At 71.1% G+C, this 25,387-nt stretch carries 29 protein-coding genes, 2 tRNA genes and 1 other RNA gene; 21 read left to right on the top strand and 11 right to left on the bottom strand.

Going from position 1 to position 25,387, the window contains the following annotated elements; genetic code table 11:
* Positions 1-33: 33 nt before the first annotated feature.
* Positions 34-132, bottom strand: an RNA gene (ffs, locus tag AC068Z_RS12030) — signal recognition particle sRNA small type.
* A 72-nt stretch (positions 133-204) separates the two neighbouring features.
* Here ffs and AC068Z_RS12025 point away from each other — a divergent pair.
* A tRNA-Ser gene (locus AC068Z_RS12025) sits at positions 205-292 on the top strand.
* A 413-nt stretch (positions 293-705) separates the two neighbouring features.
* Positions 706-1,224 carry a DUF4396 domain-containing protein gene (locus AC068Z_RS12020; protein ID WP_478554489.1) on the top strand — a complete coding sequence of 173 codons (519 nt, stop codon included), beginning with the start codon at positions 706-708 and terminating at the stop codon, positions 1,222-1,224.
* Positions 1,225-1,228: 4 nt separating this feature from the next.
* On the opposite strand, the gene AC068Z_RS12015 is transcribed toward AC068Z_RS12020, so the two are convergent.
* The 5 genes from AC068Z_RS12015 to AC068Z_RS11995 form a co-directional block, all read right to left on the bottom strand.
* Complete coding sequence (locus AC068Z_RS12015) at positions 1,229-2,839, bottom strand: copper resistance CopC/CopD family protein (RefSeq protein ID WP_478554548.1); 1,611 nt, start codon at positions 2,837-2,839, stop codon at positions 1,229-1,231.
* Positions 2,840-2,963: 124 nt separating this feature from the next.
* Positions 2,964-3,716, bottom strand: coding sequence for an SDR family NAD(P)-dependent oxidoreductase (locus AC068Z_RS12010; RefSeq protein WP_478554488.1), 753 nt, complete (start codon positions 3,714-3,716; stop codon positions 2,964-2,966).
* Complete coding sequence (locus AC068Z_RS12005) at positions 3,713-4,192, bottom strand: cupin domain-containing protein (protein ID WP_478554487.1); 480 nt, start codon at positions 4,190-4,192, stop codon at positions 3,713-3,715. The genes AC068Z_RS12010 and AC068Z_RS12005 overlap by 4 nt, the downstream gene beginning before the upstream one ends.
* Positions 4,189-4,788, bottom strand: a complete 600-nt coding sequence (locus AC068Z_RS12000) for a GNAT family N-acetyltransferase (RefSeq protein ID WP_478554486.1) — start codon at positions 4,786-4,788, stop codon at positions 4,189-4,191. The genes AC068Z_RS12005 and AC068Z_RS12000 overlap by 4 nt, the downstream gene beginning before the upstream one ends.
* Positions 4,781-6,835: a penicillin acylase family protein gene (locus AC068Z_RS11995; protein ID WP_478554485.1), complete on the bottom strand. Its 2,055-nt coding sequence runs from the start codon at positions 6,833-6,835 to the stop codon at positions 4,781-4,783. Before AC068Z_RS11995 ends, AC068Z_RS12000 begins: the two co-directional genes overlap by 8 nt.
* An 88-nt stretch (positions 6,836-6,923) precedes the next feature.
* On the opposite strand from AC068Z_RS11995, the gene AC068Z_RS11990 reads away from it, so the two are divergent.
* The 4 genes from AC068Z_RS11990 (at position 6,924) to AC068Z_RS11975 (ending at position 9,355) form a co-directional block, all read left to right on the top strand.
* Complete coding sequence (locus AC068Z_RS11990) at positions 6,924-7,634, top strand: siderophore-interacting protein (protein ID WP_478554484.1); 711 nt, start codon at positions 6,924-6,926, stop codon at positions 7,632-7,634.
* Between the two features lie 24 nt (positions 7,635-7,658).
* Positions 7,659-8,252: an HhH-GPD-type base excision DNA repair protein gene (locus AC068Z_RS11985; protein WP_478554483.1), complete on the top strand. Its 594-nt coding sequence runs from the start codon at positions 7,659-7,661 to the stop codon at positions 8,250-8,252.
* A gap of 55 nt (positions 8,253-8,307) precedes the next feature.
* Positions 8,308-8,976, top strand: coding sequence for an HdeD family acid-resistance protein (locus AC068Z_RS11980; RefSeq protein ID WP_478554482.1), 669 nt, complete (start codon positions 8,308-8,310; stop codon positions 8,974-8,976).
* 79 nt (positions 8,977-9,055) lie between these two features.
* Entirely contained in the window at positions 9,056-9,355 is a 300-nt protein-coding gene (locus tag AC068Z_RS11975; protein ID WP_478554481.1) for a hypothetical protein, read from the top strand.
* A 187-nt stretch (positions 9,356-9,542) separates the two neighbouring features.
* Here the strand turns inward: AC068Z_RS11975 and AC068Z_RS11970 are convergent, their stop codons facing one another.
* Positions 9,543-11,123: a helicase HerA-like domain-containing protein gene (locus AC068Z_RS11970; RefSeq protein ID WP_478554480.1), complete on the bottom strand. Its 1,581-nt coding sequence runs from the start codon at positions 11,121-11,123 to the stop codon at positions 9,543-9,545.
* 104 nt (positions 11,124-11,227) lie between these two features.
* Here AC068Z_RS11970 and AC068Z_RS11965 point away from each other — a divergent pair, with 104 nt between their 5' ends.
* Positions 11,228-11,524: a type II toxin-antitoxin system VapB family antitoxin gene (locus AC068Z_RS11965; RefSeq protein ID WP_003999914.1), complete on the top strand. Its 297-nt coding sequence runs from the start codon at positions 11,228-11,230 to the stop codon at positions 11,522-11,524.
* 159 nt (positions 11,525-11,683) lie between these two features.
* Positions 11,684-12,328 carry a LytR C-terminal domain-containing protein gene (locus AC068Z_RS11960; protein WP_478554479.1) on the top strand — a complete coding sequence of 215 codons (645 nt, stop codon included), beginning with the start codon at positions 11,684-11,686 and terminating at the stop codon, positions 12,326-12,328.
* A gap of 113 nt (positions 12,329-12,441) precedes the next feature.
* Here the strand turns inward: AC068Z_RS11960 and upp are convergent, their stop codons facing one another.
* Positions 12,442-13,077 carry a uracil phosphoribosyltransferase gene (gene upp / locus AC068Z_RS11955; protein ID WP_451717873.1) on the bottom strand — a complete coding sequence of 212 codons (636 nt, stop codon included), beginning with the start codon at positions 13,075-13,077 and terminating at the stop codon, positions 12,442-12,444.
* Between the two features lie 93 nt (positions 13,078-13,170).
* Here upp and AC068Z_RS11950 point away from each other — a divergent pair, with 93 nt between their 5' ends.
* The 9 genes from AC068Z_RS11950 to AC068Z_RS11910 all read left to right on the top strand — a co-directional run bounded on the left by AC068Z_RS11950 (position 13,171) and on the right by AC068Z_RS11910 (position 18,276).
* Positions 13,171-13,356, top strand: coding sequence for a hypothetical protein (locus AC068Z_RS11950; protein WP_478554478.1), 186 nt, complete (start codon positions 13,171-13,173; stop codon positions 13,354-13,356).
* A gap of 231 nt (positions 13,357-13,587) precedes the next feature.
* Entirely contained in the window at positions 13,588-14,115 is a 528-nt protein-coding gene (locus AC068Z_RS11945) for a tRNA adenosine deaminase-associated protein (protein WP_451718651.1), read from the top strand.
* 56 nt (positions 14,116-14,171) lie between these two features.
* A complete protein-coding gene (gene tadA / locus AC068Z_RS11940; RefSeq protein WP_451717879.1) occupies positions 14,172-14,603 on the top strand; it encodes a tRNA adenosine(34) deaminase TadA in 432 nt (143 codons plus the stop codon).
* A 56-nt stretch (positions 14,604-14,659) separates the two neighbouring features.
* Positions 14,660-14,744, top strand: a tRNA-Ser gene (locus tag AC068Z_RS11935).
* A 127-nt stretch (positions 14,745-14,871) separates the two neighbouring features.
* A complete protein-coding gene (locus tag AC068Z_RS11930; protein WP_478554477.1) occupies positions 14,872-15,048 on the top strand; it encodes a hypothetical protein in 177 nt (58 codons plus the stop codon).
* The gene (locus AC068Z_RS11925; RefSeq protein ID WP_478554547.1) at positions 15,048-15,341 is read left to right on the top strand and encodes a Dabb family protein; all 294 of its coding nucleotides are present in this window, start codon (positions 15,048-15,050) and stop codon (positions 15,339-15,341) included. The genes AC068Z_RS11930 and AC068Z_RS11925 overlap by 1 nt, the downstream gene beginning before the upstream one ends.
* 147 nt (positions 15,342-15,488) lie before the next feature.
* Entirely contained in the window at positions 15,489-16,340 is an 852-nt protein-coding gene (locus tag AC068Z_RS11920) for an RNA polymerase sigma factor SigF (RefSeq protein WP_478554476.1), read from the top strand.
* Between the two features lie 317 nt (positions 16,341-16,657).
* The gene (locus AC068Z_RS11915; RefSeq protein WP_478554475.1) at positions 16,658-17,539 is read left to right on the top strand and encodes an RNA polymerase sigma factor SigF; all 882 of its coding nucleotides are present in this window, start codon (positions 16,658-16,660) and stop codon (positions 17,537-17,539) included.
* 38 nt (positions 17,540-17,577) lie between these two features.
* Complete coding sequence (locus tag AC068Z_RS11910; RefSeq protein WP_478554474.1) at positions 17,578-18,276, top strand: hypothetical protein; 699 nt, start codon at positions 17,578-17,580, stop codon at positions 18,274-18,276.
* A 4-nt stretch (positions 18,277-18,280) separates the two neighbouring features.
* Here the strand turns inward: AC068Z_RS11910 and AC068Z_RS11905 are convergent, their stop codons facing one another.
* Complete coding sequence (locus tag AC068Z_RS11905; protein WP_478554473.1) at positions 18,281-18,475, bottom strand: hypothetical protein; 195 nt, start codon at positions 18,473-18,475, stop codon at positions 18,281-18,283.
* 206 nt (positions 18,476-18,681) lie between these two features.
* On the opposite strand from AC068Z_RS11905, the gene AC068Z_RS11900 reads away from it, so the two are divergent.
* The 4 genes from AC068Z_RS11900 to AC068Z_RS11885 all read left to right on the top strand — a co-directional run bounded on the left by AC068Z_RS11900 (position 18,682) and on the right by AC068Z_RS11885 (position 23,021).
* The gene (locus tag AC068Z_RS11900) at positions 18,682-19,143 is read left to right on the top strand and encodes a MarR family winged helix-turn-helix transcriptional regulator (RefSeq protein WP_478554472.1); all 462 of its coding nucleotides are present in this window, start codon (positions 18,682-18,684) and stop codon (positions 19,141-19,143) included.
* A 92-nt stretch (positions 19,144-19,235) separates the two neighbouring features.
* Positions 19,236-21,626 (top strand): MFS transporter, encoded by a 2,391-nt coding sequence (locus tag AC068Z_RS11895; protein ID WP_478554471.1) that lies wholly within the window; start codon positions 19,236-19,238, stop codon positions 21,624-21,626.
* Positions 21,627-21,710: 84 nt separating this feature from the next.
* On the top strand, positions 21,711-22,541 hold the full coding sequence (locus AC068Z_RS11890) for a YceI family protein (RefSeq protein WP_478554470.1): 831 nt from the start codon (positions 21,711-21,713) through the stop codon (positions 22,539-22,541).
* Positions 22,542-22,550: 9 nt separating this feature from the next.
* The gene (locus tag AC068Z_RS11885; RefSeq protein WP_478554469.1) at positions 22,551-23,021 is read left to right on the top strand and encodes a PPOX class F420-dependent oxidoreductase; all 471 of its coding nucleotides are present in this window, start codon (positions 22,551-22,553) and stop codon (positions 23,019-23,021) included.
* Here AC068Z_RS11885 and AC068Z_RS11880 read toward each other — a convergent pair.
* Both AC068Z_RS11880 and AC068Z_RS11875 read right to left on the bottom strand, forming a co-directional pair.
* A complete protein-coding gene (locus AC068Z_RS11880) occupies positions 23,018-23,770 on the bottom strand; it encodes a TetR/AcrR family transcriptional regulator (protein WP_478554468.1) in 753 nt (250 codons plus the stop codon). The genes AC068Z_RS11885 and AC068Z_RS11880 overlap by 4 nt on opposite strands.
* A 37-nt stretch (positions 23,771-23,807) precedes the next feature.
* Entirely contained in the window at positions 23,808-25,316 is a 1,509-nt protein-coding gene (locus tag AC068Z_RS11875) for an MFS transporter (RefSeq protein WP_478554467.1), read from the bottom strand.
* Between the last annotated feature and the right edge of the window lie 71 nt (positions 25,317-25,387).

Raw genomic sequence — 25,387 nt, 5'->3', positions numbered from 1 at the left:
TTATAGGCGCCCACTGACATCCCGGCCCACGGGAACGCAAGCGCCCCCCACGCACCCGCCAGAGCCAACCTACCCTTGCTGCCTTCCGGCCCTGGGGGAGTTCAGTCAGATAGCGCCGCGTGAGGGGCTCCGCACAGAGTACCCGACGTCAGGGGGTGGGAACGAGTTCGCGAGCACTCCCCTCGGTCATGTAATGTTCCGAGCGGAGGATTCGCCTAGAGGCCTAGGGCGCACGCTTGGAAAGCGTGTTGGGGGCAACCCCTCACGAGTTCGAATCTCGTATCCTCCGCCAGTGCCTCACCGGGCACGATGTCGAAGGGCCCCCTGGAAACAGGGGGCCCTTCGACGTTGTCCGCCCCGCTTTCCGTCCCGTGGGGTCAGCCGAGCAGGCTGAGGAGAACGCCACAAGATCCCGTTCGGGTGCTGAACCCGTCATAGGCCAACAGGACCGCATCCCGCCCCCATCTCTCACAGTCCAGCGGCGCTGGTCCCCAGGCGGAGCATGACCGCGGGATCCCGCTGTGTCAGCGGCGCGCGGCCCTCGCGCCACCCGCTTACGCCCGCCTCAGTAGGCCGGGGTCGTGAAGAGGGGTGGCTCTCCGTCATTCCCTTGCGCTTCCGGAATACCCCCTGGGGGTATATGGTTGAGCGCAGTGAGCCCAGGAACTCGGGCTTGTGCCTCACAGGGGATCGGGGAACGCGGTCATGGATCACAGCGCTCATCACACCGAAGCCGCGCACGACCACGCGGCGCATGCCGGGCACGGTGGCCACGGCGGTCACGCCTCCGGTGCCTCCTGGTCCATGGCCGTCAAGGCCACGCTCCACTGCCTCACCGGGTGTGCCATCGGCGAGATCCTCGGCATGGTGATCGGCACCGCGCTGGGGTGGGCGAACGCGCCGACCATGGTGCTGGCGATCACCCTGGCGTTCCTCTTCGGGTACTCGTTCACCCTCTTCGCGGTCCGGCGGGCCGGGCTGGACTTCAAGTCCGCCATCAAGGTCGCCCTGGCCGCCGACACCGTCTCCATCGCCGTGATGGAGCTCGTGGACAACTTGATCATCGCCCTCACCCCCGGGGCCATGGACGCCCATCTCGACGACGGACTGTTCTGGTCGGCCCTGCTGGGCGGCTTCGCCGTCGCCTTCGTGATCACCACGCCGGTCAACAAGTGGATGATCGGCCGGGGCAAGGGGCACGCCGTCGTCCACGCGTACCACTGAGGTCTCAGCGGACCTGGATGCGGCGCTCCATGCTCACCTGGTCGATCTCGGAGGTGCGGACCGTGATCCTCATGGTCCAGGTGCCGGGCAGGGGGAGGTTGACGAAGCTGTTCGCCCAGTAGCCGCCCTGGTCCTTCAGGTCCGCGTCGAGGGGGCCGACGTCCTGGGCGGGGAGCGTGAACGAGACGCGCAGTTCGGGAACGGCGGACAGACCGCCGTCCGGTCCGAGCACCACGGCCTGGAGCGAGTTGTCGCCGACCCGGCCGGGGTCCAGGGTGAGCTCGACCTTGCCGGTCCCACCGGGGGTGCCGACGTCGAAGGGGACGGTGACCGAGACGGTGCCGCCGGTGGGGGGTGCGGACTCCTCCGCCTCCGCCACGGCCCTTCCGGGGAGGGTGCTGGTCAGGACGGTCGTGATCACCAGGACGACGACGCCCGTGGCGACTTCCACGAGGACGGATCGGCGGAGCGTGCGGCGGGCCTTCCAGCGGCGGGACACGGCTGCCGCTGCCAGCAGAAGGGCTACCGCTGCCAGCTTGAGGATCAGGAGTCTGCCGTACGTCGTGCCGGTGAGGGTGTCCCAGGAGCCCAGGCCTCGCCAGGACTGGTAGGTGCCGGTGACGACGAGGACGGTCACGGAGGCGAAGGCCAGGCGGGAGAAGCGGTTGACGGTGGCGGCGGTCGGCTTCGCGCGGTGCAGGCTGATCAGGAGGGCTATGAGGCCGCCCAGCCATATCGCCGTGGCGAGGAGGTGCAGGGTCGTGGAGGCGATGGCCAGGGGGACCTGGATTCCCGCGGAGGCGTGGTCCGACGCGGCCCAGGTGAGGGCCAGCGCGGTGCCGAGCAGGGCCGGTGGGACGGTGCGTCGCCATCGCCCCTGGGCGGAACCTCCGAGCCGCGTGATCAGAGGCACCGCCAGCAGCAGCAACGCCATCCTCGCCAGCAGGGCCCATCCCGGCCTGCCCGTCAGCGTGCGTTCGAAGGCCTCCGCGTCCAGGGCCGCCGCCGGCCCCTCCCCCGACTCGTACGGGGCCCTCAGCACCAGCAAGGCCGCCGTCGTGGCCAGGAGGGTCCACCAGCCGATGCGGAGCGGCCTGCGCAGGGCCTGCGGCTCGGGCGGGCGGCACACCACGATGAAGGCGGCCGTACCGATGAGCAGGCAGGCCGCCAGGTACGCCAGGTAGCGGGCGATCTTGTGGAGGGCCGCCGTGGCCGGGTTCTCGGTCGGGCCCGTGTCCACCGCGACCGGCGTCGCGGAGGGCTTGCCCACCGAGAAGGTGAACGCGCCCGAGACCGGGTGGCTGTCCGCGGACACCACTCGCCAGGCCACCGTGTAGGTGCCCTCGGCCATCCGGTCCGGCATGGTCACCCGGGCCGTGTCGGCGGAGTCCGCGTGGTCCGCGTCGTCCAGCTCCAGGCGTCTGCCGTCCGGGCCCAGGACGCGGACGGAGTCGTCGAGCAGGCCGACCGACTCCGTGAAGGTCAGGGTGAGGTGACGGGGGGCCGTGCGCAGGACGGTTCCGTCGTCGGGGTCGGTGCCCCGGAGGGCCGCGTGCGCCGAAGCCGTTCCCGCGCCGCCGAGGACGAGCAGGACCAGCAGGGCCGCCAGCAGCACCAGCCCTCGAACTCCCCGCCCTCGGACCACGTCGTCTCTCCGTCTTCCCCGGTCTCCGCCACGCGCATACGTACGTACGGCGGCCGCGCACCGCTCACCACGTCGGTTGACGGCCGCGCACCGCTCACCACGTCGGTCTGGCGGTCGCTCCCCCGTCCACCACCAGATCGTGCCCGGTGATCCAGGAGGCCAGGGAGGACGCCAGGAACACGCAGGCGTCGCCCACGTCCTCCGGTCGGCCGAGCCGCCCCAGGGCCGAGGCCCGCCGCCATCGTCGTACACCCTCGGGCCAGGCCTCGGCCAGGCCGTCCCGTTCGATCAGGCCGGGCGAGACCGTGTTGACGCGGATGCCCTCGGGACCGTACTCCAGGGCCGCCGAGCGGGCGTGCATGACCACCGCCGCCTTCGAGGCGGCGTAGTGGGCGTGCCCCTCGGCCGGGAGCCGGGCCTCCACCGAGGCGATGTGGGTCACCGAACCGCCACCGTCCTGCCCGCGCATGATCTCCGCCGCCGCCTGGGTGCAGGCGAAGACGCTCGTCAGGTTGGCGTCCACGACCGAGCGCCAGTCGGCGGCCGTCATGTCCGCCAGCTCGCGCACCGGCTGGACGCCCGCGTTGTTGACCAGCGCCGTCAGTCGTCCGCCTCCCCACTCGGCGGCCTCGCGCACCACCCGGCGGCACTCCTCCTCGACGGTCAGGTCCGCGCGCAGGACGACCGACTCGCCGATCTCGGCGGCCACTTCGCGCGCGGACTCCACGGAGGTACGGCAGTGGAGGGCCACCGCGGCACCCTGCTCGGCGAAGCGCAGGGCGATGCCCCGGCCGATGCCGCCGCCGGCTCCCGTGATCAGGGCGACCTGGCCCTTGAGCAGCTTCATGGACGGCACAGTTCCATGATCCGCGCGGCCTCCTGGGGATAGCGGGCGGTCAGCCGCTCCGCGTCGCCGTGCTCGTAGTCCTGGTAGGTGAAGCCGGGCGCCATCGTCGTGCCGAAGAACGACCACGAGCCGCCCGCCACGACCCGCGCGCCCATCCAGGTGCCGGCGGGGACCGTCAACTGCGGGTGCTGGCCGGTCAGTACCGCCGGGCCGAGGGTCACCGTGCGGGAGCCGCCGTCGGGTTCCAGCAGGAGCATCTCCAGGGGATCGCCCAGGTAGAAGTGCCAGACCTCGTCGGCCGTCAGCCGGTGCAGCGCCGAGAAGTCGCCCGGCTCGGCGGTGAGCAGGGCGACTATGGCGGTGCCCGCCGGGCGGCCGTCCGGGCGCGGGGCGCCCGCCCAGGTCTGGCGGAACAGCCCACCCTCGCGCGGTATGGGCTCCAGCCCGTAGTGGGCGACGAGGTCTTCGGGGGTCACCCGGGGAAGGCTACCTCCCGGCGCAGGAAGGCGAGTTGGGCCTTCTTCTCCGGCAGGTACACGTCCGGGATGTCGATCTCGGGCAGGGTGACGAGCGGGCCGGGCTCGAAGCCCTGCTTCAGGAAGCGGGCGATGGCCTTGTCGTTGGCCGCGTCCGGGTCGACGACGATCCGCCGGCGGTCGAGACCGCGGAAGAGGTACGCGGAGATCGCCGCGACCAGCGCGGACGTCCAGCCGGGGCGGCCGCCCTCCGGTCCGGCGGGGGCGAGGAGCAGGTGGACGCCGATGTCGCCGGGCTCCACCTCGTAGCACTCGCTCACCCGGTCGGCCTCGGGCTCGTAGGTCTGGAGCAGGGCGACGGGCTCGCCGTCCCGCTCGACCAGGAAGGCGTGGTGGGTGTCGAGGGTGTCCAGGTGGGCGTAGATCTCGGCGACCTGCTCCCGGCTGAGGCCGTTCATGCCCCAGAAGGAGGCGCGTTCCTCGCTGACCCAGCCGTGGACGACCTCGGCGTCGGCCCGCGGGTCGAGGCGCAGGACGCGGACCGTGCCGAAGCCGTCGACCGGCTGCTCGTACACCGTGGGGCGGGGCTCAGACATCGGTCTCTTTCTCCAGTCGTTCGAAGTCCGTGACGACGGGGACCAGGTCTCCCCGGGTCCACAAGGGCAGTTGGTCACGGTGATGAGGGGTGCCCGGCACCCCGGAGGCGCCGAACGGCACGACCCACAGGCTCTGTTCGCGGTCGGCCAGGTCCCAGACGTACCGGGCGGCGGGGCCGCGGGCGGCGCGGTCGGTGATGCCGGGGACGGCGGAGGTGCACAGCACGCAGTCGTGGTCGCCGGAGAGTCCGGGCTCGTCGTACTCGGCGGGCAGGGCCCGCCAGGGGGCGAGGACGTGGGTGTCGCCCCACACGCCCCGCGGCGGATCGGCGGCCACCTCCTCCAGCGCGGCCCGCACGGCCTCCGGCCGGTCGACGCCGTACAAGTCCTCCGCGCGCAGCAGGTGTTCGAGGGCGAAGCCGATGCGCGGGACGAGGGCGAGCCAGGGGAGCAGGACCTCGGGGTAGGCGGGGAGCCTGGTCAGCGCGGCGAAGGCGGGGTGCGCCGCCAGGTGGCGTACGACGGCTCCGCGCACCGCCGCGTAGAGGGCGGCGGGCCCGCTGTCCGCGTCCATGCGGCGGTCCCACGCGAGGAGCGTCGCGCGGACGCGGGCCGCCTCGGGGGAGAGGCCGTCGAGGGCGACCAGGTGGTCCATCAGGGGGGCGGCGGAGGCGAGGTGGGTGTCGGTGTGGATCGCGGGCATGTCACCGGGCGACCACTGGCGCCGGGCGGCGAGCAGTTCGGCGATGCGGTCGGCGCGGTGCGGCGGGGCGAACTCGACGCCGAGGGGTGCGGCGGGGCCGCGCTGGTTGGCCATCACCGCGACTCCGTCGGCGAGTTCGCCGTACGGCGTCCCGTGCCAGCCCCGCCACTCGTGGCAGGGTTCCCAGGCGGGGACGAGACGGGTGCGGTTGGCCTCGGCGCGCAGCGGCACCTTTCCGGCGACGCGGTGCAGGAGGCCGCCCTCGGTGTCGGCGGCCTGGACGACGTTGACGGGCTCGGTCCAGTGGTCGAAGGCCCGGTCGACGTCGGCCACCCGGCGGGCCCGGAGCAGCGGGAGGAGCGCGCCGAAGCCGAGGTCGCCGGTGACGCGGGGCGGGTAGCGGAGGCTGACGGAGCACTCGGCGTCGGAGCCGTCGTACAGGCCCTCGGGGCCGCCGATGACCACCGGGCCGCGCTCGGTCTCGATGACCTCCACCTCGACCGGGTCCTCGCCCGCGACCTCGATCGTCTCGGTGTGCCGGGCGGCCCGGTGCCAGACGCCGTCGGGGCCGAGGGCCTCCACGCCCGCGCCGGTGCGGCGCAGCCGCTCCCGGTACAGGTCCTGGTAGTCGGCCATGGCGTTGGTGATGGCCCAGGCGACCGAGCCGGTGTGCCCGAAGTGGGCGATGCCGGGGACACCGGGGACGGCGAGGCCGACGACGTCGAACTCGGGGCAGGAGAGGTGGATCTGCTGGTAGACGCCGGCGTCCTCGATGAACCGGTGCGGGTCGCCCGCGATGATCGGCTGCCCGGAGACCGTCCGCTCGCCGCTCACCAGCCAGCCGTTGCTGCCGGAGGTCCCGGGACCGTCGATGGCGAAGAGCCCGACGGCCTCCTCGCCGAGGTGCCGGACCGCCTGTTCACGCCAGAGCTTGGCCGGGAACCCCGCGAACAGGATGTGGATGCCGAGCCAGATGCCCAGCGGGGTCCAGGGCTCCCAGCGGCCGGGGACGCCGAGCGGCAGAGTCGCCTCCGCCAGGCCTTCGTTGACGCCTTCGACGTACGACCGGATCCAGTCGGCCGTCTCGGTGTCCCGGCGTTCCAGCCCGGCCCAGCAGCGGCGGGCGGTGTCGTCGAGCCTGGCCCTGCGGACGAAGCGGTCCCAGGGCAGGGAGTCCGGGCCGAGGAGGGCGGCCGAGGTGCCCTGGGCGCGGCGCCGCTCCACCTCCAGTTGCCAGGCCCGGTCGAGGGCGGTGACGCGGCCCTGGGCACGGGCGAGTTCGCCCACGTCGTCCGCGCGAAGATGCGGGATGCCCCAGGCGTCGCGGTAGATCTCGGCGGTCACCTGTCACCCTCCTGTGCTTGCGATGCGTTTTAGGTTAGCCTTGCCTAAGTAATTCGTGGCGGAATAGTACGCGAAGGGTGAAGAGGCGATGGGGCAGGGGCACGGTTGGCAGGGCACGGTCCTGAAACTGATGGGCGCCAAGGACTTCGAGTTCACGGTCACCGGCGCCGAGGACGTCTCCTCCGACTACCGGCGGCTGCACCTCACCGACGGCGGGATGCTCGCGGCCACCGGGGTCCACCCGACGATGTGGGTCCGGCTGTGGTTCGAGAACGAGGGCAAGCCGCACCAGCGGGCGTACACGCTGGTCGACCCCGACCCCGAGGCCGGCACCTTCAGCCTCGAGTTCGCGCTCCACGAGGGGCGCGCCAGTGACTGGGCGCGGGCGGCGAAGGCCGGGAACACCATCGAGGCGACGGTCCAGGGCACGGGCTTCCAGCATCCCCGGCCTGAGCCCTCGCACGTCTTCGCGATGGCCGACCCGGCTTCGCTGCCCGCGCTCAACTCCCTCCTCGACGAGCTGGGTTCGGCCCCGGCGACCATCTGGTTCGAGGGCTCCCTGGACGGCCTGCCGTTCCGCGGCGACCCCTCGCGCCACGACGTCCGCACGGTCGCCCGCCACCAGCTCGTCGACGCCGTCCGCGCCGACCTCCCGGACCTGCTGAAGGGCACGCGGCAGCCGTACGTCTGGATCGCCTGCGACACGCTGACGACCCGGACCCTGTCGGCGTACGTCCGCAAGGACCTGTCCGTCGCCAAGGACCGGCTGCACGCGCTGGGGTACTGGCGCGCGACCTGAGCCGGTACGCGGGATCATCGACCCATGGACGTCACCCTTCACCTCGCCCAGGACCCCGAGGCCGACGCGCTGCTCGGGCGCAGTCCGCTCGCCGCGCTGGTCGGGATGCTGCTGGATCAGCAGGTCCCGATGGAGTGGGCGTTCAAGGGTCCCCGCACGATCGCTGACCGGCTCGGCGCGGACGATCTCGACGCGCACGAGATCGCCGCGCAGGACCCGGAGGCCTTCGCCGCCGTGCTGTCGGACAAGCCGGCCGTGCACCGCTACCCGGGGTCCATGGCCAAGCGCGTCCAGCAGCTGTGCCAGTACCTGGTCGAGCACTACGACGGCAACGCCGAGCTGGTCTGGAAGGGCGTGACCGACGGCAAGGAGTTGCTCCGGCGCCTGGAGGAACTGCCCGGCTTCGGCAGGCAGAAGGCCCAGATCTTCCTCGCCCTGCTCGGCAAGCAGCTCGGCGTGGCCCCCAAGGGCTGGCGCGAGGCGGCGGGCGCGTACGGCGAGGCCGAGTCCTTCCGCTCGGTCGCTGACATCACGGGTCCGGAGTCCCTGGCGAAGGTACGGGCACACAAGCAGGAGATGAAGGCTGCGGCCAAGGCGGCGAAGGCCGCCAAGAAGTAAGCCGACTGGCCGTCCCCGAATGGCAGTCGTCGCTCGCCCGGTCCAACCATGAACCATGACCGAGGCACCGTCCGGCTCCACGTGGGGCCCGGAGTACGACGACCGCAAGGTCCACGCGCAGCAGCACGCCCCGCGCGGCGGCCATGAACCCGAGCCGCCCTTCGAAGGGCCCCTGCACGCCCTGTCCCAGGCCGCCTGGCAGGTCGTGCTGGTCACCGGCATCGCGTCGCTGGTCCTGGGCGTGCTGGTGCTGATCTGGCCGGGCTCGACCCTGCGCGCGACCGGCGTGCTGTTCGGGCTCTACCTCCTGGTCAGCGGGGTCTTCCAGCTCGTCTCCGCGTTCGGCACGCACAGGACGACCTCGCTGCGGGTCCTGGGATTCATCAGCGGCGCCCTGTCGATCCTGCTCGGCCTGTTCTGCTTCCGCGGCCCCATGCAGTCGCTGCTGCTGCTCGCCCTGTGGATCGGCATCGGCTGGCTGATCCGCGGCATCACCCAGACCCTGGCCGCCGCCTCCGACTCCTCGATGCCCGCCCGCGGCTGGCAGATCTTCCTCGGCGTCGTCACGTTCCTCGGCGGCGTCGTGCTGATCGCCTCCCCCTTCGAGTCGGTCTTCGTCCTGACCATCGTCGGCGGGGTCTGGCTGGTCGTCGTCGGCATCGTCGAGATCGTCAGCGCGGTCGGCATCCGCAGCCGTGCCCGACAGGTCCCGCGCGAGCTGTGACCGGCACCGGTAGCCCGAGCGGGCGGATCTCGGGCGCGGCGCGATGAACGGCGCGGCCCCGCCGGGGAGGTGACCTTCCATGAGCACTGCACGAAGCCTCCCGCACGGCCGCGCCTGGCTGCGGGCCTTCGTCCTGCTGCTCGCCCTGTGCATGCCGGCGGCCCCGGCCGCGACACCCCTGGCACCGGTCGCGGCCGCCACCGAGATCGTCGAGTACGACGCCCTGGACGCCGCCCCGCGTCCGGCCGCCGCCCGCCGCGCGCACCGCCCGGACGCCGTAGCCCCGCGTCCGGCGGCGCCTCCCCGGACGACGGCGCCCCGTCCGGAGCCGGTCCCCCACACCCCGCCGGCCCGGCGCTCGGTGGTCCTGCGCTGCTGACGGAACCGGCCCCCACCGGTCCGTCCGTCAGTACGACACAAGGAGCACCCCATGCCCATCGATCCCTACGCCGTCCTGCGCGCCCTGGTGCGTGCCGAGGCCGCGCGGAGCACACCGAAGCCACAGGTGAAGCGGGACGAGCGGCCCCAGCAGGGGAAGAATCGCTGAGCGCCGGGCGGAGGCGGGCCTACCGCCTCCGCCGCGCCGTACCGAAGACCGAGCGGGTGATCTCCCGCCCGATCTGGGTGCCGATGGAGCGGGCGAGCGACTTGAACATGCCGCTGCCGACGACCTGTTCGACCATCGAGGGCTCGTCCTCGGGCTTCGGGGTTGCCTTCGGGGCGCGGGCCCGCATCTCGTCGGGACCCTTGCCCGCGGGGGGCCGCTGGAGCCTCTCGTACGCCGACTCCCGGTCGACGGCCTGCGCGTACCGCTCGTAGAGCGGCGACCGGCGCACCGCCTCCGCCACCGGCGCCGGCCCCATCAGGGACTCGGGCGCCCGCAGCCGGGTCGCGGCGACCGGGGTCGGGGCGCCCTTCTCGCTGAGCACAGTGACGACCGCCTCGCCGGTACCGAGCCCGGTGAGCAGTTCCTCCAGGTCGTACGCGGAGTTCGGGAAGGTCTTCACCGTGGCCTTCAGCGCCTTCTGGTCGTCGGGGGTGAAGGCGCGCAGGGCGTGCTGGACGCGGTTGCCGAGCTGGGCGAGGACGTCGCCGGGTACGTCCTTCGGGGTCTGCGTGACGAAGAAGACGCCGACCCCTTTCGAGCGAATGAGCCGCACGGTCTGCGTGATGGAGTCCAGGAACGCCTTCGAGGCGTCGTTGAACAGCAGATGCGCCTCGTCGAAGAAGAAGACCAGCTTCGGCTTGTCGGCGTCACCGACCTCGGGCAGATCGTGGAAGAGATCGGCGAGCAGCCACATCAGGAAGGTGGAGAACAGCTGCGGCCTGTCCTGTACGGCGGCCAGCTCCAGCACCGACACCATGCCCCGCCCGTCCGGCGCCGTCCGCAGGAACTCGGCCGTGTCGAACTCCGGTTCCCCGAAGAAGCCGCCCATGCCCTGCGCCTCGAAGGCGGTGAGCGAGCGCAGGATGACCCCGGCCGTGGCCGTCGACAGACCGCCGATGTCCTTCAGCTCGGCCTTGCCCTCGTCCGAGGTCAGGAAGGCGACGACCGCCCTGAGGTCCTTGAGGTCGATCAGCTCCAGGCCCTTGGTGTCGGCGTAGTGGAAGATCAGGCCGAGGGACTGCTCCTGGGTCTGGTTCAGCTGGAGGACCTTCGAGAGCAGGACCGGACCGAAGCTGGTGATCGTGGCCCGCAGCGGGATGCCGTCACCGAGGCCGCCGAGGGCGTAGAACTCGGCGGGGAAGCCGGTCGGGGTCCATCGCTGATGCACCTCCGAGGCCCGCGCGGAGACCTTCTCGCCCTGCTGCCCCGGTGCCGAGATCCCGGACAGGTCCCCCTTGATGTCGGCGAGGAACACCGGCACGCCCTGCGCCGAGAGCTGCTCGGCGATCAGCTGGAGGGTCTTGGTCTTGCCGGTGCCGGTGGCGCCGGCGACCAGGCCGTGCCGGTTGAGCATCGGCAGCGGCACCCGGCTCTGCGCGTCGGCCAGGCACCGGCCGTCCCACAGCAGGGCGCCGAGATCGAGCGCGGGCCCGGCGAAGGCGTACCCGGAGGCGATCTCCAGGGCCTCCTTCGGAAGGGCCGGTGCGCTCCCGGGCTTCTCCGGAGCGGTGGCCGACGGCATGGTTTCGCGCTCACTCATCTCAGGCACCTGTTCCGATTCGCCCCGGTTTACAGCATCTTTTCCAGCGTCGCACTCCGTCGCCATGGCTGCGCCCGGAACGTCTGGACCGGTAGGCTTTCCGTGTGATCTTCAAGCGCATCGGAAACGGCCGGCCGTACCCCGACCACGGCCGGGAGAGCACCCGGCAGTGGGCGGACGTCGCGCCGCGCCCGGTCCGCCTCGATCAGCTCGTGACGACCAAGGGCCAGCTCGACCTGGAAACCCTGCTCGCCGAGGACTCCACCTTCTACGGCGACCTGTTCGCGCATGTCGTGAAGTGGCAGGGCGACCTGTACCTGGAGGACGGGCTGCACCGGGCCGTGCGCGCCGCGCTACAGCAGCGCCAGGTGCTGCACGCGCGCGTGCTCGAACTGGACTGACCCGGCGCTGCTGACCGGCCGTCCGGGCCGGCCTGTCACATGGCCGATCGGTGCGATCGAGTGGCCGTCCGGTGAAGGGTTGGCCCTTTCGGGTTCTCCTGCCCGGCGTCGAATGATCATCTAGTAGGAATCACCGCCCCGGCGCACTACGCTGCGCCCATGAGCATGCTGACTCCCCCCGGCATGGGCGGCCAATACCGGATCACGGGGGACAAGTACCCGCGCATGCGCCGTCCCCGGCGGCGCGGCAGGCTGGTGCTTCTGGCCGTCGCCTCCGTCACCGTGCTCGGCGTCGTCGGCTGGGGCACGCTCCAGCTCGTCGACGTCTTCACCGGCGGCGGAGAGAAGGCCTCGGCGGCCGGCCCCAAGGCGGACTGCGCCACCCGGGCGACGCCGGCGGCCGGCGCGAGCGCCGCAGCCCTGCCGAAGCCGGGCCAGATCACCGTCAACGTGCTCAACGCCACGCCCGTCAGCGGCCTCGCGAAGAAGACCGCCGACGAGTTGAAGAAGCGCGGCTTCAAGATCGGCGACGTGGGCAACGCGACGAAGGAGTACGACAAGAAGGTCAAGGGCACCGGGATACTGCTCGGCCCGGCTTCGGCCCTGGACACCTCGCTGCCCGTGCTCGCGACCCAGCTCACCACCGCCGAGCGCCGCACCGACCAGGCCCGCAAGGGAACCGAGATCGACCTGATCATCGGCACGTCGTTCAAGAACCTGACGACGAAGGCGGACGCGGACAAGGCCCTGGCGAAACTGGCATCACCGAAGCAGACGCCGGCAGTGTCGAAGAAGGGCTGCTGAGGCGTACCCAGGGGCGCGCGCGGGGAACTGCGCGACACGCCCCGACGGCGCCGCGGCCGCCGACGCGACGGCTCGCGGCACTCCGGATGGCCACTCCGGCGCTACGACGCCACCTACTCCGCGGCCCCGTACATACGGTCTCCCGCGTCCCCCAGCCCCGGCACGATGTACCCGTGCTCGTTGAGCCGCTCGTCCACCGACGCCGTCACCACGGTCACCGGCGCCCCGGCCAGCTCCCGCTCCATGACCTCGACGCCCTCGGGCGCGGCGAGCAGCACCACGGCCGTCACGTCGTCCGCGCCGCGCTTGATGAGCTCCTGGATCGCCGCGACCAGCGTGCCGCCCGTGGCGAGCATCGGGTCGAGGACGTACACCTGGCGCCCGGAGAGGTCCTCCGGCATCCGCGTGGCGTATGTGGACGCCTGCAGCGTCTCCTCGTTGCGGATCATGCCCATGAAGCCCACCTCGGCGGTGGGGAGCAGCCGGACCATGCCTTCGAGCATGCCGAGCCCGGCGCGCAGGATCGGCACGACCAGCGGCCGCGGGTGGGACAGCTTGACGCCGGTGGTCCGCGAGACCGGCGTCTGGATGTCGACCTGTTCGGTGCGCACGTCCCGCGTGGCCTCGTAGGCGAGCAGGGTGACGAGCTCGTCGGCGAGCCGCCGGAACGTCGCGGAGTCGGTGCGCTGGTCGCGCAGCGTGGTGAGCTTGTGGGCGACCAGAGGGTGGTCGACGACGTGGAGACGCATGTCCCTAACAGTAGCCGTGCCACCGCGCCCCTCGCGCTGGCATCAAACCGCCCATCAGGGGGAAAGTGGGAGGGACGTACTGGGGGTGCACACATGCCTGACAGTGAGTCGCCGGGGAACAACGCGCCGCGCGAGACCGAGGCGGAACGGCGCCGACGCCGGGCCCGGTTCCTGCGTGAACTGGCCGAGGCCCGGGAGCTGCGCGACCGCGTCCAGCCCCGCCGTGCCAAGGCCGCACGGCTGCGCCACGCCATGCGCATGCGCACGTTTCGCTGGTAGCGCTCGGGGCCTCGGTGGACCGCCTGATGCGTGATCCACGCCGAGGGCCGCGTACGATCCCGCTGGTGGACGATCAAAACGGGCGGACACAGGGAGCCGAAGACGTCCCCTGAACGCTCCGTTTCTGCCACGATTCCGAGTGGGTGGGGCTCGGAGCACCGCTCTCCCCGCCCGCAACCTCCGCCGGGGGGACCCCCAACCGGCACGCCTATGACCAGTGGGAGAGTCACGGTGTACTTCGCCGCACTGCTCGCGCGCACCGAAGACGGGTGGGAAGCGAGCGACACAGAGCTCGACGATGTGGAGACCTTGTCGGATCTGGCCGACCTGGCCCGTGAAGCCTCTCCCGAGGACGACACGGTGCTGGTGCTCATCGAGCAGGAGGACGCCTGGTTCGGTGTCGTCCGCATCGACGGCGAGGACGACCCTCGTATCTACGTCTCGGACGCCGCCGCCGCTGCCCGCAGCAGCTACGGCGAGATCCTGCTCACCGACGAACTGCTCGGAAAGGAGCCGGGCGAGGACGAAGCCGACCTGGACGCCCTCGACCTCGACGGCACGGAGGAGCCGGACGGCGACTCCGACGACGAGGACGGCACCGCCGCCGACGCCGTGCCGCACAGCCCGGTCGGCGACAGCGAGATCCTCGACGACCTGGGTGTCAGCGAGAAGGAGCTGAAGGCCCTGGACGCCGACGACGCGCTGGGCGCCATCGCCGAGGCGCTGGGCGCCGCGGAGGTCCTGGAGACCGTCCGCTGATCCCGGCCGACCCCACGGGTCCCCCGGACCCGGTACGCGACCGCTGGCGGGCCGCGATGCGGCTCGCCCTGGACGAGGCCGAACTCGCCGTCCGGGGCGGGGACGTCCCCGTCGGCGCCGTCGTGCTGTCCGCGGACGGCGAGACGGTGCTCGGCGCCGGGCACAACGAACGCGAGGCCACCGGCGACCCGACCGCGCACGCGGAGGTGCTGGCGATCCGCAGGGCCGCCGCCGAGGTCGGGGAGTGGCGGCTGACGGGCTGCACGCTGGTCGTCACCCTGGAGCCCTGCACGATGTGCGCGGGCGCGCTGGTGCAGTCCCGCGTGGACCGGGTCGTCTACGGCGCCCGGGACGAGAAGGCCGGCGCGGCGGGCTCCCTCTGGGACGTCGTCCGCGACCGGCGGCTCAACCACCGCCCCGAGGTCGTCGAGGGCGTGCTCGCCGAGGAGTGCGCGGGGCTGCTCACCGCGTTCTTCCGGAATCGGTGAACGGTCGGCGAATACCGATTTCGGAGCACGGGCCCCGGTGCTGTAAGGTCTCCCTCGGTAGCGTGTCCGAGCGGCCGAAGGAGCTCGCCTCGAAAGCGAGTGTGGCGCAAGTCACCGAGGGTTCAAATCCCTCCGCTACCGCTTGAGAAGGGCCCCGTCGAGAGACGGGGCCCTTCGTGCGTTCGGGGGGTGTGGGCCGTGGTCCTGGAAAAGGGCGTGAAGGCTACACTCACCGCCGTCAACAGGGGGCGCGCGCAGGGAGGCCGCAGTGGCGGTGAATTCGAAGAAGGTCGCCGTCTATGTGCTCGTGGTCTTCGTGCTCTACGTGATCATCACGGACCCGGCCAAGGCAGCCGACTACGTGCAGATAGGGTTCGAGGGCATATCCAACGCCGCCAAGGCCATCGGCGACTTCATGACCTGGCTCGCCGACGGAGGAGAATGATGATCCGCCACCTGGTCCTCTTCAAGCTCAACGAGGGTGTCGAGCGGGACGACCCCCGTGTCCTGGAGGGCGAGAAGGCCTTCCAGTCGCTGGAGGGCAAGATCTCCGAGATCCGCCACTGGGAACTCGGCTGGAACCTCAGCGACCGCCCCATCGCCTACGACTACGCGATCAACTCCGCCTTCGACGACGCCGACGCCCTGCGCCGGTACGTGGAGCACCCCGAGCACCAGGCGGGCGTGGCCCTCTGGAAGGAGTTCGCCACCTGGGTGATCGCGGACTACGAGTACTGAGCCGCGGAACCCCGCAGCCCTCCGCCGGAACGGCGGGGGGCTTTTGTGCGTCTTCGGCATAACTTCTCCCTCAACACGGCGTTATGCGGTGCTTGCACACAGTGCACATGTCTTGTGATGCTATGACCGCTTTTGACGGATGAGTTGATGGATCACGAGGTGGAGTTGACCGTGTCGGCCAGTACTGCGCCTCCCCAAGAAGCGGCTCCAGAAGCGGCAGCGGCCGCCCCGCGCAGCCGCGGCGCCGACACCCGAGCGCTCACCCAGGTGCTCTTCGGACAGCTCAAGGAGCTTCGGCCGGGCACGCCGGAGCACAACCGGGTGCGCGGGGCGCTCATCGAGGCCAACCTCCCGCTCGTGCGCTACGCGGCCGCCCGCTTCCGCTCCCGCAACGAGCCGATGGAGGACGTGATCCAGGTCGGCACGATCGGGCTCATCAACGCCATCGACCGCTTCGACCCGGACCGGGGCGTGCAGTTCCCGACCTTCGCCATGCCGACCGTCGTCGGCGAGATCAAGCGGTACTTCCGGGACAACGTCCGCACGGTCCACGTACCGCGCCGGCTGCACGAGCTGTGGGTGCAGGTCAACAGCGCGAGCGAGGACCTGACCACCGCCTTCGGACGGACCCCGACGACCGCCGAGATCGCCGAGCGGCTGCGCATCAGCGAGGACGAGGTGCTGTCCTGCATCGAGGCGGGACGGTCGTACCACGCCACCTCGCTGGAGGCGGCCCAGGAGGGCGACGGGCTCCCGGGGCTGCTGGACCGGCTCGGCTACGAGGACCCCGCGCTGGACGGTGTGGAGCACCGCGATCTGGTGCGGCATCTGCTCGTCCAACTCCCCGAACGGGAACAGCGAATTCTGCTGCTGCGCTACTACAGCAATCTCACCCAGTCGCAGATCAGCGCGGAACTCGGCGTCTCCCAGATGCATGTCTCGCGGCTACTCGCCCGTAGCTTCCAGCGGTTGCGGTCCGCGAACCGGATCGACGCCTGAGCAGCGGCTCGTGGCCATCGGAGCCCGAGCGAAGTTCGACCGGCAGTCGACCGAAAGCCTGAGCGAACAGTAACCGGGGAGAGCGAATCGCTCACCAGGGCGGTTCCCGACAGTTTCGCGCCGAAAAACCGTCAGACCCCTTGTTTCCAGGGCGGATTCACGTCTTACATGTCGACATGTCACTACAGCGTGTTGCCGACATGTGACATTCTGCGGGAAGCGCGTTTGCCGTGGCTTCGGCTCCGGTATTCAGGTGAAGGCTGACGTTCCTCGCAGGGGCGTTCGCCACGACCGTCCCGCGACCCAGAGGGGGTGGCATGTCCGCAGACCAGGGCAGCTCCAAGGTGCTCACGCTCACGAAGAGCGAGGCTGCGCCCGCGCTCGACGACGACGTAACGGCCCTTGTCGAGGCCGCGCCGGCCCCGGCGGCCTCAGGAGCCATCGACACCCGCACCCTGTCCCGCTCCCTGTTCCTGCGGCTCGCCGCGCTGGACGAGAACAGCCCCGAGCGCGCCTACGTACGCGACACCCTGATCGAGCTGAACCTCCCGCTCGTGCGGTACGCCGCCGCGCGCTTCCGCTCCCGCAACGAGCCGATGGAGGACATCGTCCAGGTCGGCACGATCGGGCTGATCAAGGCGATCGACCGGTTCGACTGCGAACGGGGCGTGGAGTTCCCGACGTTCGCGATGCCGACCGTGGTCGGCGAGATCAAGCGGTTCTTCCGCGACACCTCGTGGTCCGTGCGCGTGCCGCGCCGGCTCCAGGAGCTGCGCCTGGCCCTGACGAAGGCCAGCGACGAGCTCTCCCAGAAGCTGGACCGCTCCCCGACGGTCACCGAACTCGCCGCGGTGCTGGGCGTGTCCGAGGAGGACGTGGTCGACGGCCTCGCGGTCGGCAACGCCTACACGGCCTCCTCCCTCGACTCGCCCGCCCCCGAGGACGACGGCGGCGAGGGCTCCCTGGCCGACCGCCTCGGCTACGAGGACAGCGCGCTGGAGGGCGTGGAGTACCGCGAGTCCCTGAAGCCGCTGCTGGCCAAGCTCCCGCCGCGCGAGCGCCGCATCATCATGCTGCGCTTCTTCGCCAACATGACCCAGTCCCAGATCGGCGAGGAGGTCGGCATCTCCCAGATGCACGTCTCCCGGCTGCTGACCCGGACGCTGGCCCAGCTGCGGGAAGGGCTCATCTCCGACTGAGGGTTCAGTTCTGACGGAGCGTCAGTCACCATGGCTCGATGCTCCGGTCAACGACATGGACGTACGGCCGCAGAGGCGTTCCGCTCACCGCCTCCGCGGCCGCCGTGTGCCTGGGCGGCCTCCTGGCCGCGTGCGCGGGCGACGGAGGCGGCGGTGACGGTCACGTCGCGGTGGGGGCGCCGGGAGCGGCTCGTACGACGGTGGCGCCCACCGGGGAGGTGACGCTGGTCCCCTTGGAGCCGAGGGAACGCAAGGCCGGGACCGGCAACTCCCCTGCGAGCCAGGAAGGTTCGCCACCGGGACCGACGCCGGGCCTCGGCGATCCCCCGGACCCGGTGCCGTCGAGCGCCCGCGCCAAGCCCAGCCGTACGCCCGGCGGTTCACCGACTCCGACGCCCGGCGGCACCACGACAGCACCCCCCGCCACGCCCGCCGCGCTCACCTGGTCCGAGCCGGAGCGGGCGGCGGCGGAGCAGCGGTGGTGCGAGAAGGTGACGCTGGAGTTCCACAACTCGGGTGGCGGTCCGGTCCGTTCGGGCACCGTGACCTTCGGGACGCACATCATCGGGGCGCTCGGGGTCGACTGGGGGACCGTTGAGTCGGCCGAGGAGCTTCCGGCGCCGATCGAGGGCGGCGCGCGGAAGGAGAAGACCTGGACGGTGTGCGTCGACGCGTGGCGCGTACCCTTGGGCATGCACGTGGAGACGCGGGACGTGACCGTCCGGTGGGATCGGTGAGGGGTTACTTCAGCGCCAGCCACGCCACGGCGGCGACGACCGCGACGGCGACGACGACGCCGATGATCAGGCCGATGCGGGGACCGCGGGAGGCGGCCGCCTGCTGGCGCCCCTGCGGCGCCTCGTCCACGAACGCGCGGAACATCTGGGTGCTGCCGGCCGGGTCGTAGTTGCCCTGGGGGCCCTGGGTGTTAGCCATGGCCCGAAACCCTAGCGAATCCGGGGGTGCCGCCCAAGTGCGGGCCCGGCACCTGCACCGACGCTCACGGAACCCGCCCCACCTGCACATTTACGGTCGCAATACTTGCCTTTGCCAAGTTTTTATGCCGCACTCACCGAATTTATTTGCCTGTAGCAACCAACAGCTTCTACGGTTGCCCTAAGCAACGAAATCCGGGAGGTGCGATGGCCGAACAGGCGCAGTACGAGGAGCTCGTCCGCCAGTTCAGCGCCTTCGGCGCCGTGAAGCGGGAGATCGGGCGGACGCTGCCGTCCGACTGTCCCAGTGGTTCAGCCGCCGTACTGACACTGCTGGACCGTCATGGGGACATGCGCATGAGCAAGCTCGCCGAGCTGCTCGCCGTCGACATGTCCGTCACCAGCCGGCATGTCGCGCATCTCGCCGAGCGCGGCTGGATCGACCGCTCCCCGGACCCCGCCGACAAGCGCGGCCGCATCCTGCGTCTCACGCCCGCGGGGCGGGCGCAGGTCGACGAGCTGTCCCGACGGACCACCGAGCTGCTCGCCGACCGGCTGAGCGACTGGAGCGACGAGGACGTCGCCCGGCTCACCGGGCTCATGGCACGGCTACGGCGTTGCTTCGACCAGCACGACCAGTCCCCCCGTACACCCGCGATCACCGCGTAGAAGCGCTTAAGAGAAGGAAGTCCATGGCTACGACCACACCAGCCGGTGTGCGGGCTCATGCCAAGCACTCAGGAGGCTCCGGCGAGGCTCCCATGACGCATCGGCAGATCATGGAGGCGCTCTCCGGGCTGCTGCTCGGCATGTTCGCCGCCATCCTGTCCTCCACGATCGTGTCCAACGCCCTGCCCGAGATCATCCAGGACCTCGGCGGCGGACAGAGCGCGTACACCTGGGTCGTGACCGCCGCACTGCTGGCGATGACGGCCTCGACCCCGCTGTGGGGCAAGCTCGCCGACCTCGTCAGCAAGAAGGCCCTCGTCCAGATAGCCCTGGTCATCTACATCGTCGGATCCGTCGTCGCCGGTGTGTCCCAGAACTCCGGGATGCTCATCGGCGCCCGGGTCATCCAGGGCCTCGGCGCCGGTGGTCTGACCGCGCTCGCGCAGATCATCATGGCCGCGATGATCTCCCCCCGGGAGCGCGGCCGGTACTCCGGCTACCTCGGCGCGACCTTCGCCGTCGCGACCGTCGGCGGTCCGCTGGTCGGCGGCGTTATCACCGACACCGACTGGCTGGGCTGGCGCTGGTGCCTGTACGTGGGCATCCCGTTCGCGCTGATCGCCCTGTTCGTGCTGCAGAAGACGCTGCACCTGCCGGAGAGCAGGCGCAAGGTCAAGGTCGACTGGACCGGTGCCTTCTTCATCACGGCCGCCGTCTGTCTGCTGCTGGTCTGGGTCACCTTCGCGGACGACAAGTACGCCTGGCTGTCCTGGCAGACGTACGCGATGGTCGGCGGCGCCCTCGCGCTCGTGCTGATCTTCCTCTTCGTGGAGACCAAGGCCGCCGAGCCGATCATCCCGCTGCGCCTGTTCAAGAACCGCACGATCACCCTGGCCTCGCTGGCCTCCCTGCTCGTCGGTGTCGCGATGTTCGCGGGCACGGTCTTCTTCAGCCAGTACTTCCAGCTGGCGCGGGACGAGTCCCCGACCATGTCGGGCGTCATGACCATCCCGATGATCGCCGGTCTGTTCGTGTCGTCGACCGTCTCCGGCGCGGTCATCACCAAGACCGGCAAGTGGAAGGCCTGGCTGGTCACCGGTGGTGTGCTGGTGACCGCGGGGCTCGGGCTGCTGGGCACCATGCGCTACGACACCGAGTACTGGCACATCGCCGTCTTCATGGCGGTCATGGGCCTCGGCATCGGCATGATGATGCAGAACCTCGTGCTGTCCACGCAGAACCAGGTCGCCCCGCACGAGCTCGGTGCCGCCAGCTCGGTCGTCACCTTCTTCCGGTCCCTCGGCGGCGCGATGGGCGTCTCGGCGCTCGGCTCCGTGATGTCGACGCGGATCAGCCACTACGCCACCGACACCATCGGCTCGCTCAGCCCGCAGGAGCAGGCGGCCGCCGCCAAGGCCGTGGGCTCCGGCGAACTGCCCGACATGGACGCGCTGCCCGCCCACATCCGCACCTGGCTGGAGAGCGCCTACGGACACGGCATCGCCGACATCTTCCTGTACGTCGCCCCGATCGCGTTCCTCGCCTTCCTCGTGACCCTCTTCATCAAGGAGGTCCCGCTGCGGACGTCCGGCGCGCTGGCGCAGGCGGCGGAGGGCGCCAAGGGGGAGGCGCCGGCGGTTGTCCCGGCGCCGGTCCCGGCGGCTGTCGCCGTGGCCGAGGCCCCTGTCGTGGAGGAGGAGAACACCGTGCAGGTCACCTCTGGCGGCATCCCCGTCCAGGGATATGTCCGCGACGCTGAGAGCGTGCCCGTCCCGCGGGCCGCGGTCACCCTGATCTCGCTGTCCGGACGGCAGCTGGGCCGCTCGGTCGCCCAGGCCGACGGCTCCTACGGGATCGACGCGCCCGGCACGGGCTCGTACGTCCTGATCGCCTCCGCCGACGGTTTCCAGCCGCAGGCGTCCACGGTCGTCGTCGGCGAGGATCCGCTGACGTACGACATCCTGCTCAGCGGCACCAGCGGGCTGACCGGTGTGGTGCGGGCCGCCGAGGGCGCGCTGCCGGTCAAGGACGCGATGGTGATCGTCACCGACGTGCGCGGGGACCTGCTGGCCAGCGCGGCCACCGGGGAGCAGGGCGAGTTCGCCTTCGGCGAGCTGGTGCCGGGCACGGTGACCGTCGCGGTGAACGCCGCCGGGTTCCGGCCGCGTGCCGTCCCGGTCGAGATCGGCGGCACGGGCGTCACCCGCGTCGAGGTCGACCTCGACTCCGGCGCACAGGTCCAGGGCGTCGTACGGGCGCCGCGGGGTCCGCTGGCCGACGCGCGGGTCACGCTCGTGGACGCGGCGGGCAACGTCGTCGGCACGGCGACGACCGGGGCGGACGGGGCGTACGCCTTCACCGACCTGGACAGCGGCGAGTACACCGTCATCGCGACCGGGTACCCGCCGGTGGCCTCGGCGCTCACGGTCGGCGGCCGTGGGGTCGACGACCACGACATCGAACTCGCCCACCCCGGCGAGTAGTTCCGGCCCCGGCCCGTGGAGCACGCTCTGAGCGGAGGTGTGCTCCACGGGCCGGTTTTTCTTTGAGCTCGAGGAGTACGTGAGATGGGACTGACCGCGAGGATCCGCACCCGGGACGGATGGGCCGTGTCGCACGCGGTCGTCACGGTGACGGACATGACCGGTACGCAGGTGCTGCGGGCCGAGGCGGACGTGGAGGGGGCGGTGCGGGACGCCACACCGCTGGCCCCCGGCTCCTACACCGTCATCGTCACCGCCGTCGGGTACGCGCCCGCCGCGGCCGGCGCGATCGTCACCGCGAGCGGGCGGGCCGAGGTCGGCACGGTGACGCTGGCGCGGCAGGGCGGGACCGAGCTGCCGCCGCCGGGGCCGTGGACGGTGGACCCGGCGCACTCGACGGTCGGCGCGGTGGCCCAGCATCTGGGGATCTCCAGCGTGCGCGGGCGGTTCACCGACTTCACCGCGACCGTGGAGATCGCGCCGGACGACGTCACCAAGTCGCGGGTGGAGGCGGTGATCCGGGCGGGCTCGATCGACACCGGGAACTCCACGCGGGACGAACATCTGCGGTCGGCGGACTTCCTGGACGTGGAGCGGTTTCCGGAGATCACCTACCGGTCGACGGGTCTGACGGCGGGCGTCGGCGCGGATCGCTGGACGGTGCACGGTGAGCTGGCGCTGCACGGTGTCGTACGGCCGGTCGACCTGGACCTCGCGTATCTGGGGACCGGTGCCGATCCGTGGGGCGGTACGCGGGCCGCGTTCCGGGCGACGGCCCAGCTGCGGCGGGAGGACTTCGCCATGCACTACAACCAGGTCGTCCAGGCGGGGATCGCCGCCATCGGGACGACGCTGAGGGTGGAGCTGGATGTCCAGGCCGTGCAGGGCGAGTCGCCGGCCCCAGACCGGCCCTAGGCTGAGGCCATGGCACCGAACATTGCGACGAACACCCGTGTCTCGCTCGAGGAGTTGCTGGACTTCGTACGGCCCCGTCATCGCGCGATCCTGATGACCCGGCGGGCGGACGGCGGCACGCAGGCCTCGCCGCTGACCTGTGGGGTGGACGACTCCGGGCGGCTGGTCGTCTCCACGTATCCGGAGCGGGCGAAGACGCGGAACGCCAAGCGGGACGCCCGGGTGGGTCTTCTCGTGCTGAGCGACGACTGGAACGGGCCGTGGGTGCAGGTGGAGGGGACCGCCGAGGTGATCGACTCCCCTGACTCCGTCGAGCCGCTGGTGGAGTACTACCGCAACATCGCCGGGGAGCATCCGGACTGGGACGAGTACCGCGCGGCGATGGTGAAGCAGGGCAAGTCGATCATCCGGGTCACGCCGGAGAAGTGGGGGCCGGTGGCGACCGGAGGTTTCCCGGCGCGGCTCGTGGAGGAGTCCTAACCGGCTCGCTCCACCATGGCCTCGATGCCCGCCACCAGCAGGTCCAGCGCGAAGGTGAAGTCGCGTTCCAGCATTTCCTCGACCGTGTCCCCGCCCCGGGCCGCCATGATGTCCTTGGCCTCCTCGATGACCCCGGCGGTCGTCGGGACCTCGCTCACCGTCGTCATGGCGTGCTGGAAGTAGGCGTCGGGTGTCATGCCGGTGTCCTCGACGCGGCTGAAGAAGTGGCCCTCGATCGTGCCGTAGCCGTACACGAACTGGAAGACGGCCGAGATCGCGCCCGTCACGCCCTCGGCGGGCAGGCCCGTCTTCCTGATCACTCGCTGGACCACCCGGGAGAAGGCCAGCGAGTTGGGGCCGATGTTGAGGTAGGTCCCGGCCAGCGGGGACAGCCAGGGGTGGCGGACCAGCAGGGCGCGGTACTCCCGGGCCAGCGTGCGCAGTTGGTCGCGCCAGTCCTCGTCCGCCTCCGGATCGGGCAGCCGGACCTCGCCGTACACCGCGTCCAGGGCGAGTTCGAGGAGGTCGTCCTTGGTGTCGACGTACCAGTAGACGGACATCGCCGTCACGTTCAGCTCGGCCGCGAGCCGGCGCATCGAGAACTTCGCCAGCCCCTCCGCGTCCAGCAGCCGTACGGACACGTCGGTGATCCGCCCGCGGTCCAGCGTGGCCGGCTGACCTCCGGAGCGGCCGCTCCGGCGCCCCTTGTCCTCCAGCCAGACGCTGGCCCGCGCAGCTGCCTTACCCATGGCGCACCTTCCTGGACTTCCCAACACCGATCCCGAGCTAGTGGGCGACCACCACCCCCGAGTCTGCCCGCTCCGCCCTACGCAGCAACGCCGCCGCTACCAACCCCCCGAGCAACACGGCCAACGCCCCCACCAACTGGCTGGTCTCCAGGCCGGAGGCGAACGCGTCCTTGATCTCCGTCCGCTGTGCTTCCCCGTCCGCCGAGGCCAGCGCCGCCGGCAGACTGCTCGCCGCCACCGGAATCAGCGCCGCGAACCGGGAGTTGAGGACGGCTCCGAGCACCGCTACGCCCAGGCCGTTGCCGAACTCCGCCAGGGTGCCGTTGATTCCGGCGCCGACCCCCGCCTTCTCCCGGGGGATCGCGCTCATGATCGCGTGCGCCATGGCCGGGTTGGCGATCGCGCAGCCCACTCCGATGAGCACCAGGCCCAGCAGCGTCCCGGTGTAGCCGCCCGAGGCGAGCGTCGCTATCGACACCAGCCCACCGGACATCAGGACCATGCCGAGCAGGATCGACATCGGCGTCCCCAGCTTCGCCGTCCACTTGGCCGAGACGCCCGTGAAGTTCAGGGCCACGACCGTCAGCGCCAGCGGAGCGGTCCGCAGACCCGCCTCCAGGGGGCCGTATCCCAGGACGAACTGGAGGTGCTGCGTGAGCAGGAACAGCGCCCCGCCCATGCCGAAGGTGATCAGGACGGCACCGGCGACCGCGCCGGAGAACCGGCGGTCCCGGAAGAAGTGCAGATCGAGCATGGGATACGGGATCCGGCTCTCCCAGTACGCGAAGACCGCCAGCACCACGACCGCGACCGTGCCCGTCGCCAGCACCCGGCCGGACGTCCAGCCGTGCTCGGGGCCGGAGATGATCGCGTAGACCAGGGAGGCCATGCCGATCGTGGAGAGCAGGGCGCCGAGCAGGTCGGGGCGGTCGCCCTGGGGGTTCTTGGACTCGGGGACCAGGGCCACGACGGCCACCAGGCCCAGTGCCGCCACCGGCAGGTTGATCAGGAAGATCGCGCCCCACCAGAAGTGGTTCAGCATGAAGCCGCCGATCAGCGGGCCACAGGCGAACCCGAGCGCGTTGACCGCGCTCCAGATGCCGATCGCCTTCGGGTGCTCCTCCGGCGCGAAGATCTGCATCGCCACCGCGAGGGTCGTGGTGAGCAGCAGCGCACCTCCGACGCCCATCCCGGCGCGGGCCGCGATCAACTGGCCGGTGGTCTCGGCCAGTCCGGCCACCAGGGAGCCGATGCCGAACAGGGCGAGGCCCGTGATCAGCATCTTCTTGCGGCCGTAGCGGTCGGCGGCGCTGCCCGCGGTGAGCAGCAGACCGGACTGCACCAGCGAGTACGCGTTGATCATCCACTGGATGTCGGAGGTCGCCGCGTCCATCTCCGTGGTGAGCGTGGGGATCGCCACGTTCAGGATCGTGTTGTCCAGCAGCACGGTGAGCTGGGCGAGGCAGATGACGCCGAGGATCAGCCAGCGCTGGGGGTGGCCCTGGGATGCGGGCGTGGAGGTGGAGGCGGGGGTGGAAGCGGACATGCTGTACACCGTATAGCGACTCCCATACGGTGTACAGCACGTTCTTGCCGGAGCCGGGCCGCCGGTTGCCG

It is taken from the genome of Streptomyces sp. NPDC043726 (assembly GCF_056436565.1).
The sequence above is the reverse complement of the archived record's forward strand: the minus strand, read 5'-3'. Positions and strand labels throughout refer to the sequence as shown.

Bases quoted from the DNA above. Each gene is read 5' to 3' on its own strand.
- tadA (WP_451717879.1), top strand. From the start codon at position 14,172: ATGCGGCTCGCCCTGGACGAGGCCGAACTCGCCGTCCGGGGCGGGGAC.
- AC068Z_RS11990 (WP_478554484.1), top strand. From the start codon at position 6,924: ATGGGGCAGGGGCACGGTTGGCAGGGCACGGTCCTGAAACTGATGGGC.
- AC068Z_RS11920 (WP_478554476.1), top strand. From the start codon at position 15,489: ATGGATCACGAGGTGGAGTTGACCGTGTCGGCCAGTACTGCGCCTCCC.
- AC068Z_RS11975 (WP_478554481.1), top strand. From the start codon at position 9,056: ATGAGCACTGCACGAAGCCTCCCGCACGGCCGCGCCTGGCTGCGGGCC.
- AC068Z_RS11970 (WP_478554480.1), bottom strand. From the start codon at position 11,123: ATGAGTGAGCGCGAAACCATGCCGTCGGCCACCGCTCCGGAGAAGCCC.
- AC068Z_RS11910 (WP_478554474.1), top strand. From the start codon at position 17,578: ATGCTCCGGTCAACGACATGGACGTACGGCCGCAGAGGCGTTCCGCTC.
- AC068Z_RS12020 (WP_478554489.1), top strand. From the start codon at position 706: ATGGATCACAGCGCTCATCACACCGAAGCCGCGCACGACCACGCGGCG.
- AC068Z_RS11950 (WP_478554478.1), top strand. From the start codon at position 13,171: ATGCCTGACAGTGAGTCGCCGGGGAACAACGCGCCGCGCGAGACCGAG.
- AC068Z_RS12000 (WP_478554486.1), bottom strand. From the start codon at position 4,788: ATGTCTGAGCCCCGCCCCACGGTGTACGAGCAGCCGGTCGACGGCTTC.
- AC068Z_RS11880 (WP_478554468.1), bottom strand. From the start codon at position 23,770: ATGGGTAAGGCAGCTGCGCGGGCCAGCGTCTGGCTGGAGGACAAGGGG.
- AC068Z_RS11960 (WP_478554479.1), top strand. From the start codon at position 11,684: ATGAGCATGCTGACTCCCCCCGGCATGGGCGGCCAATACCGGATCACG.
- AC068Z_RS11905 (WP_478554473.1), bottom strand. From the start codon at position 18,475: ATGGCTAACACCCAGGGCCCCCAGGGCAACTACGACCCGGCCGGCAGC.
- AC068Z_RS12010 (WP_478554488.1), bottom strand. From the start codon at position 3,716: ATGAAGCTGCTCAAGGGCCAGGTCGCCCTGATCACGGGAGCCGGCGGC.
- AC068Z_RS11895 (WP_478554471.1), top strand. From the start codon at position 19,236: ATGACGCATCGGCAGATCATGGAGGCGCTCTCCGGGCTGCTGCTCGGC.
- AC068Z_RS11980 (WP_478554482.1), top strand. From the start codon at position 8,308: ATGACCGAGGCACCGTCCGGCTCCACGTGGGGCCCGGAGTACGACGAC.
- AC068Z_RS11900 (WP_478554472.1), top strand. From the start codon at position 18,682: ATGGCCGAACAGGCGCAGTACGAGGAGCTCGTCCGCCAGTTCAGCGCC.
- AC068Z_RS11885 (WP_478554469.1), top strand. From the start codon at position 22,551: ATGGCACCGAACATTGCGACGAACACCCGTGTCTCGCTCGAGGAGTTG.
- AC068Z_RS11915 (WP_478554475.1), top strand. From the start codon at position 16,658: ATGTCCGCAGACCAGGGCAGCTCCAAGGTGCTCACGCTCACGAAGAGC.
- AC068Z_RS11890 (WP_478554470.1), top strand. From the start codon at position 21,711: ATGGGACTGACCGCGAGGATCCGCACCCGGGACGGATGGGCCGTGTCG.
- AC068Z_RS11925 (WP_478554547.1), top strand. From the start codon at position 15,048: ATGATCCGCCACCTGGTCCTCTTCAAGCTCAACGAGGGTGTCGAGCGG.
- upp (WP_451717873.1), bottom strand. From the start codon at position 13,077: ATGCGTCTCCACGTCGTCGACCACCCTCTGGTCGCCCACAAGCTCACC.
- AC068Z_RS11985 (WP_478554483.1), top strand. From the start codon at position 7,659: ATGGACGTCACCCTTCACCTCGCCCAGGACCCCGAGGCCGACGCGCTG.
- AC068Z_RS11875 (WP_478554467.1), bottom strand. From the start codon at position 25,316: ATGTCCGCTTCCACCCCCGCCTCCACCTCCACGCCCGCATCCCAGGGC.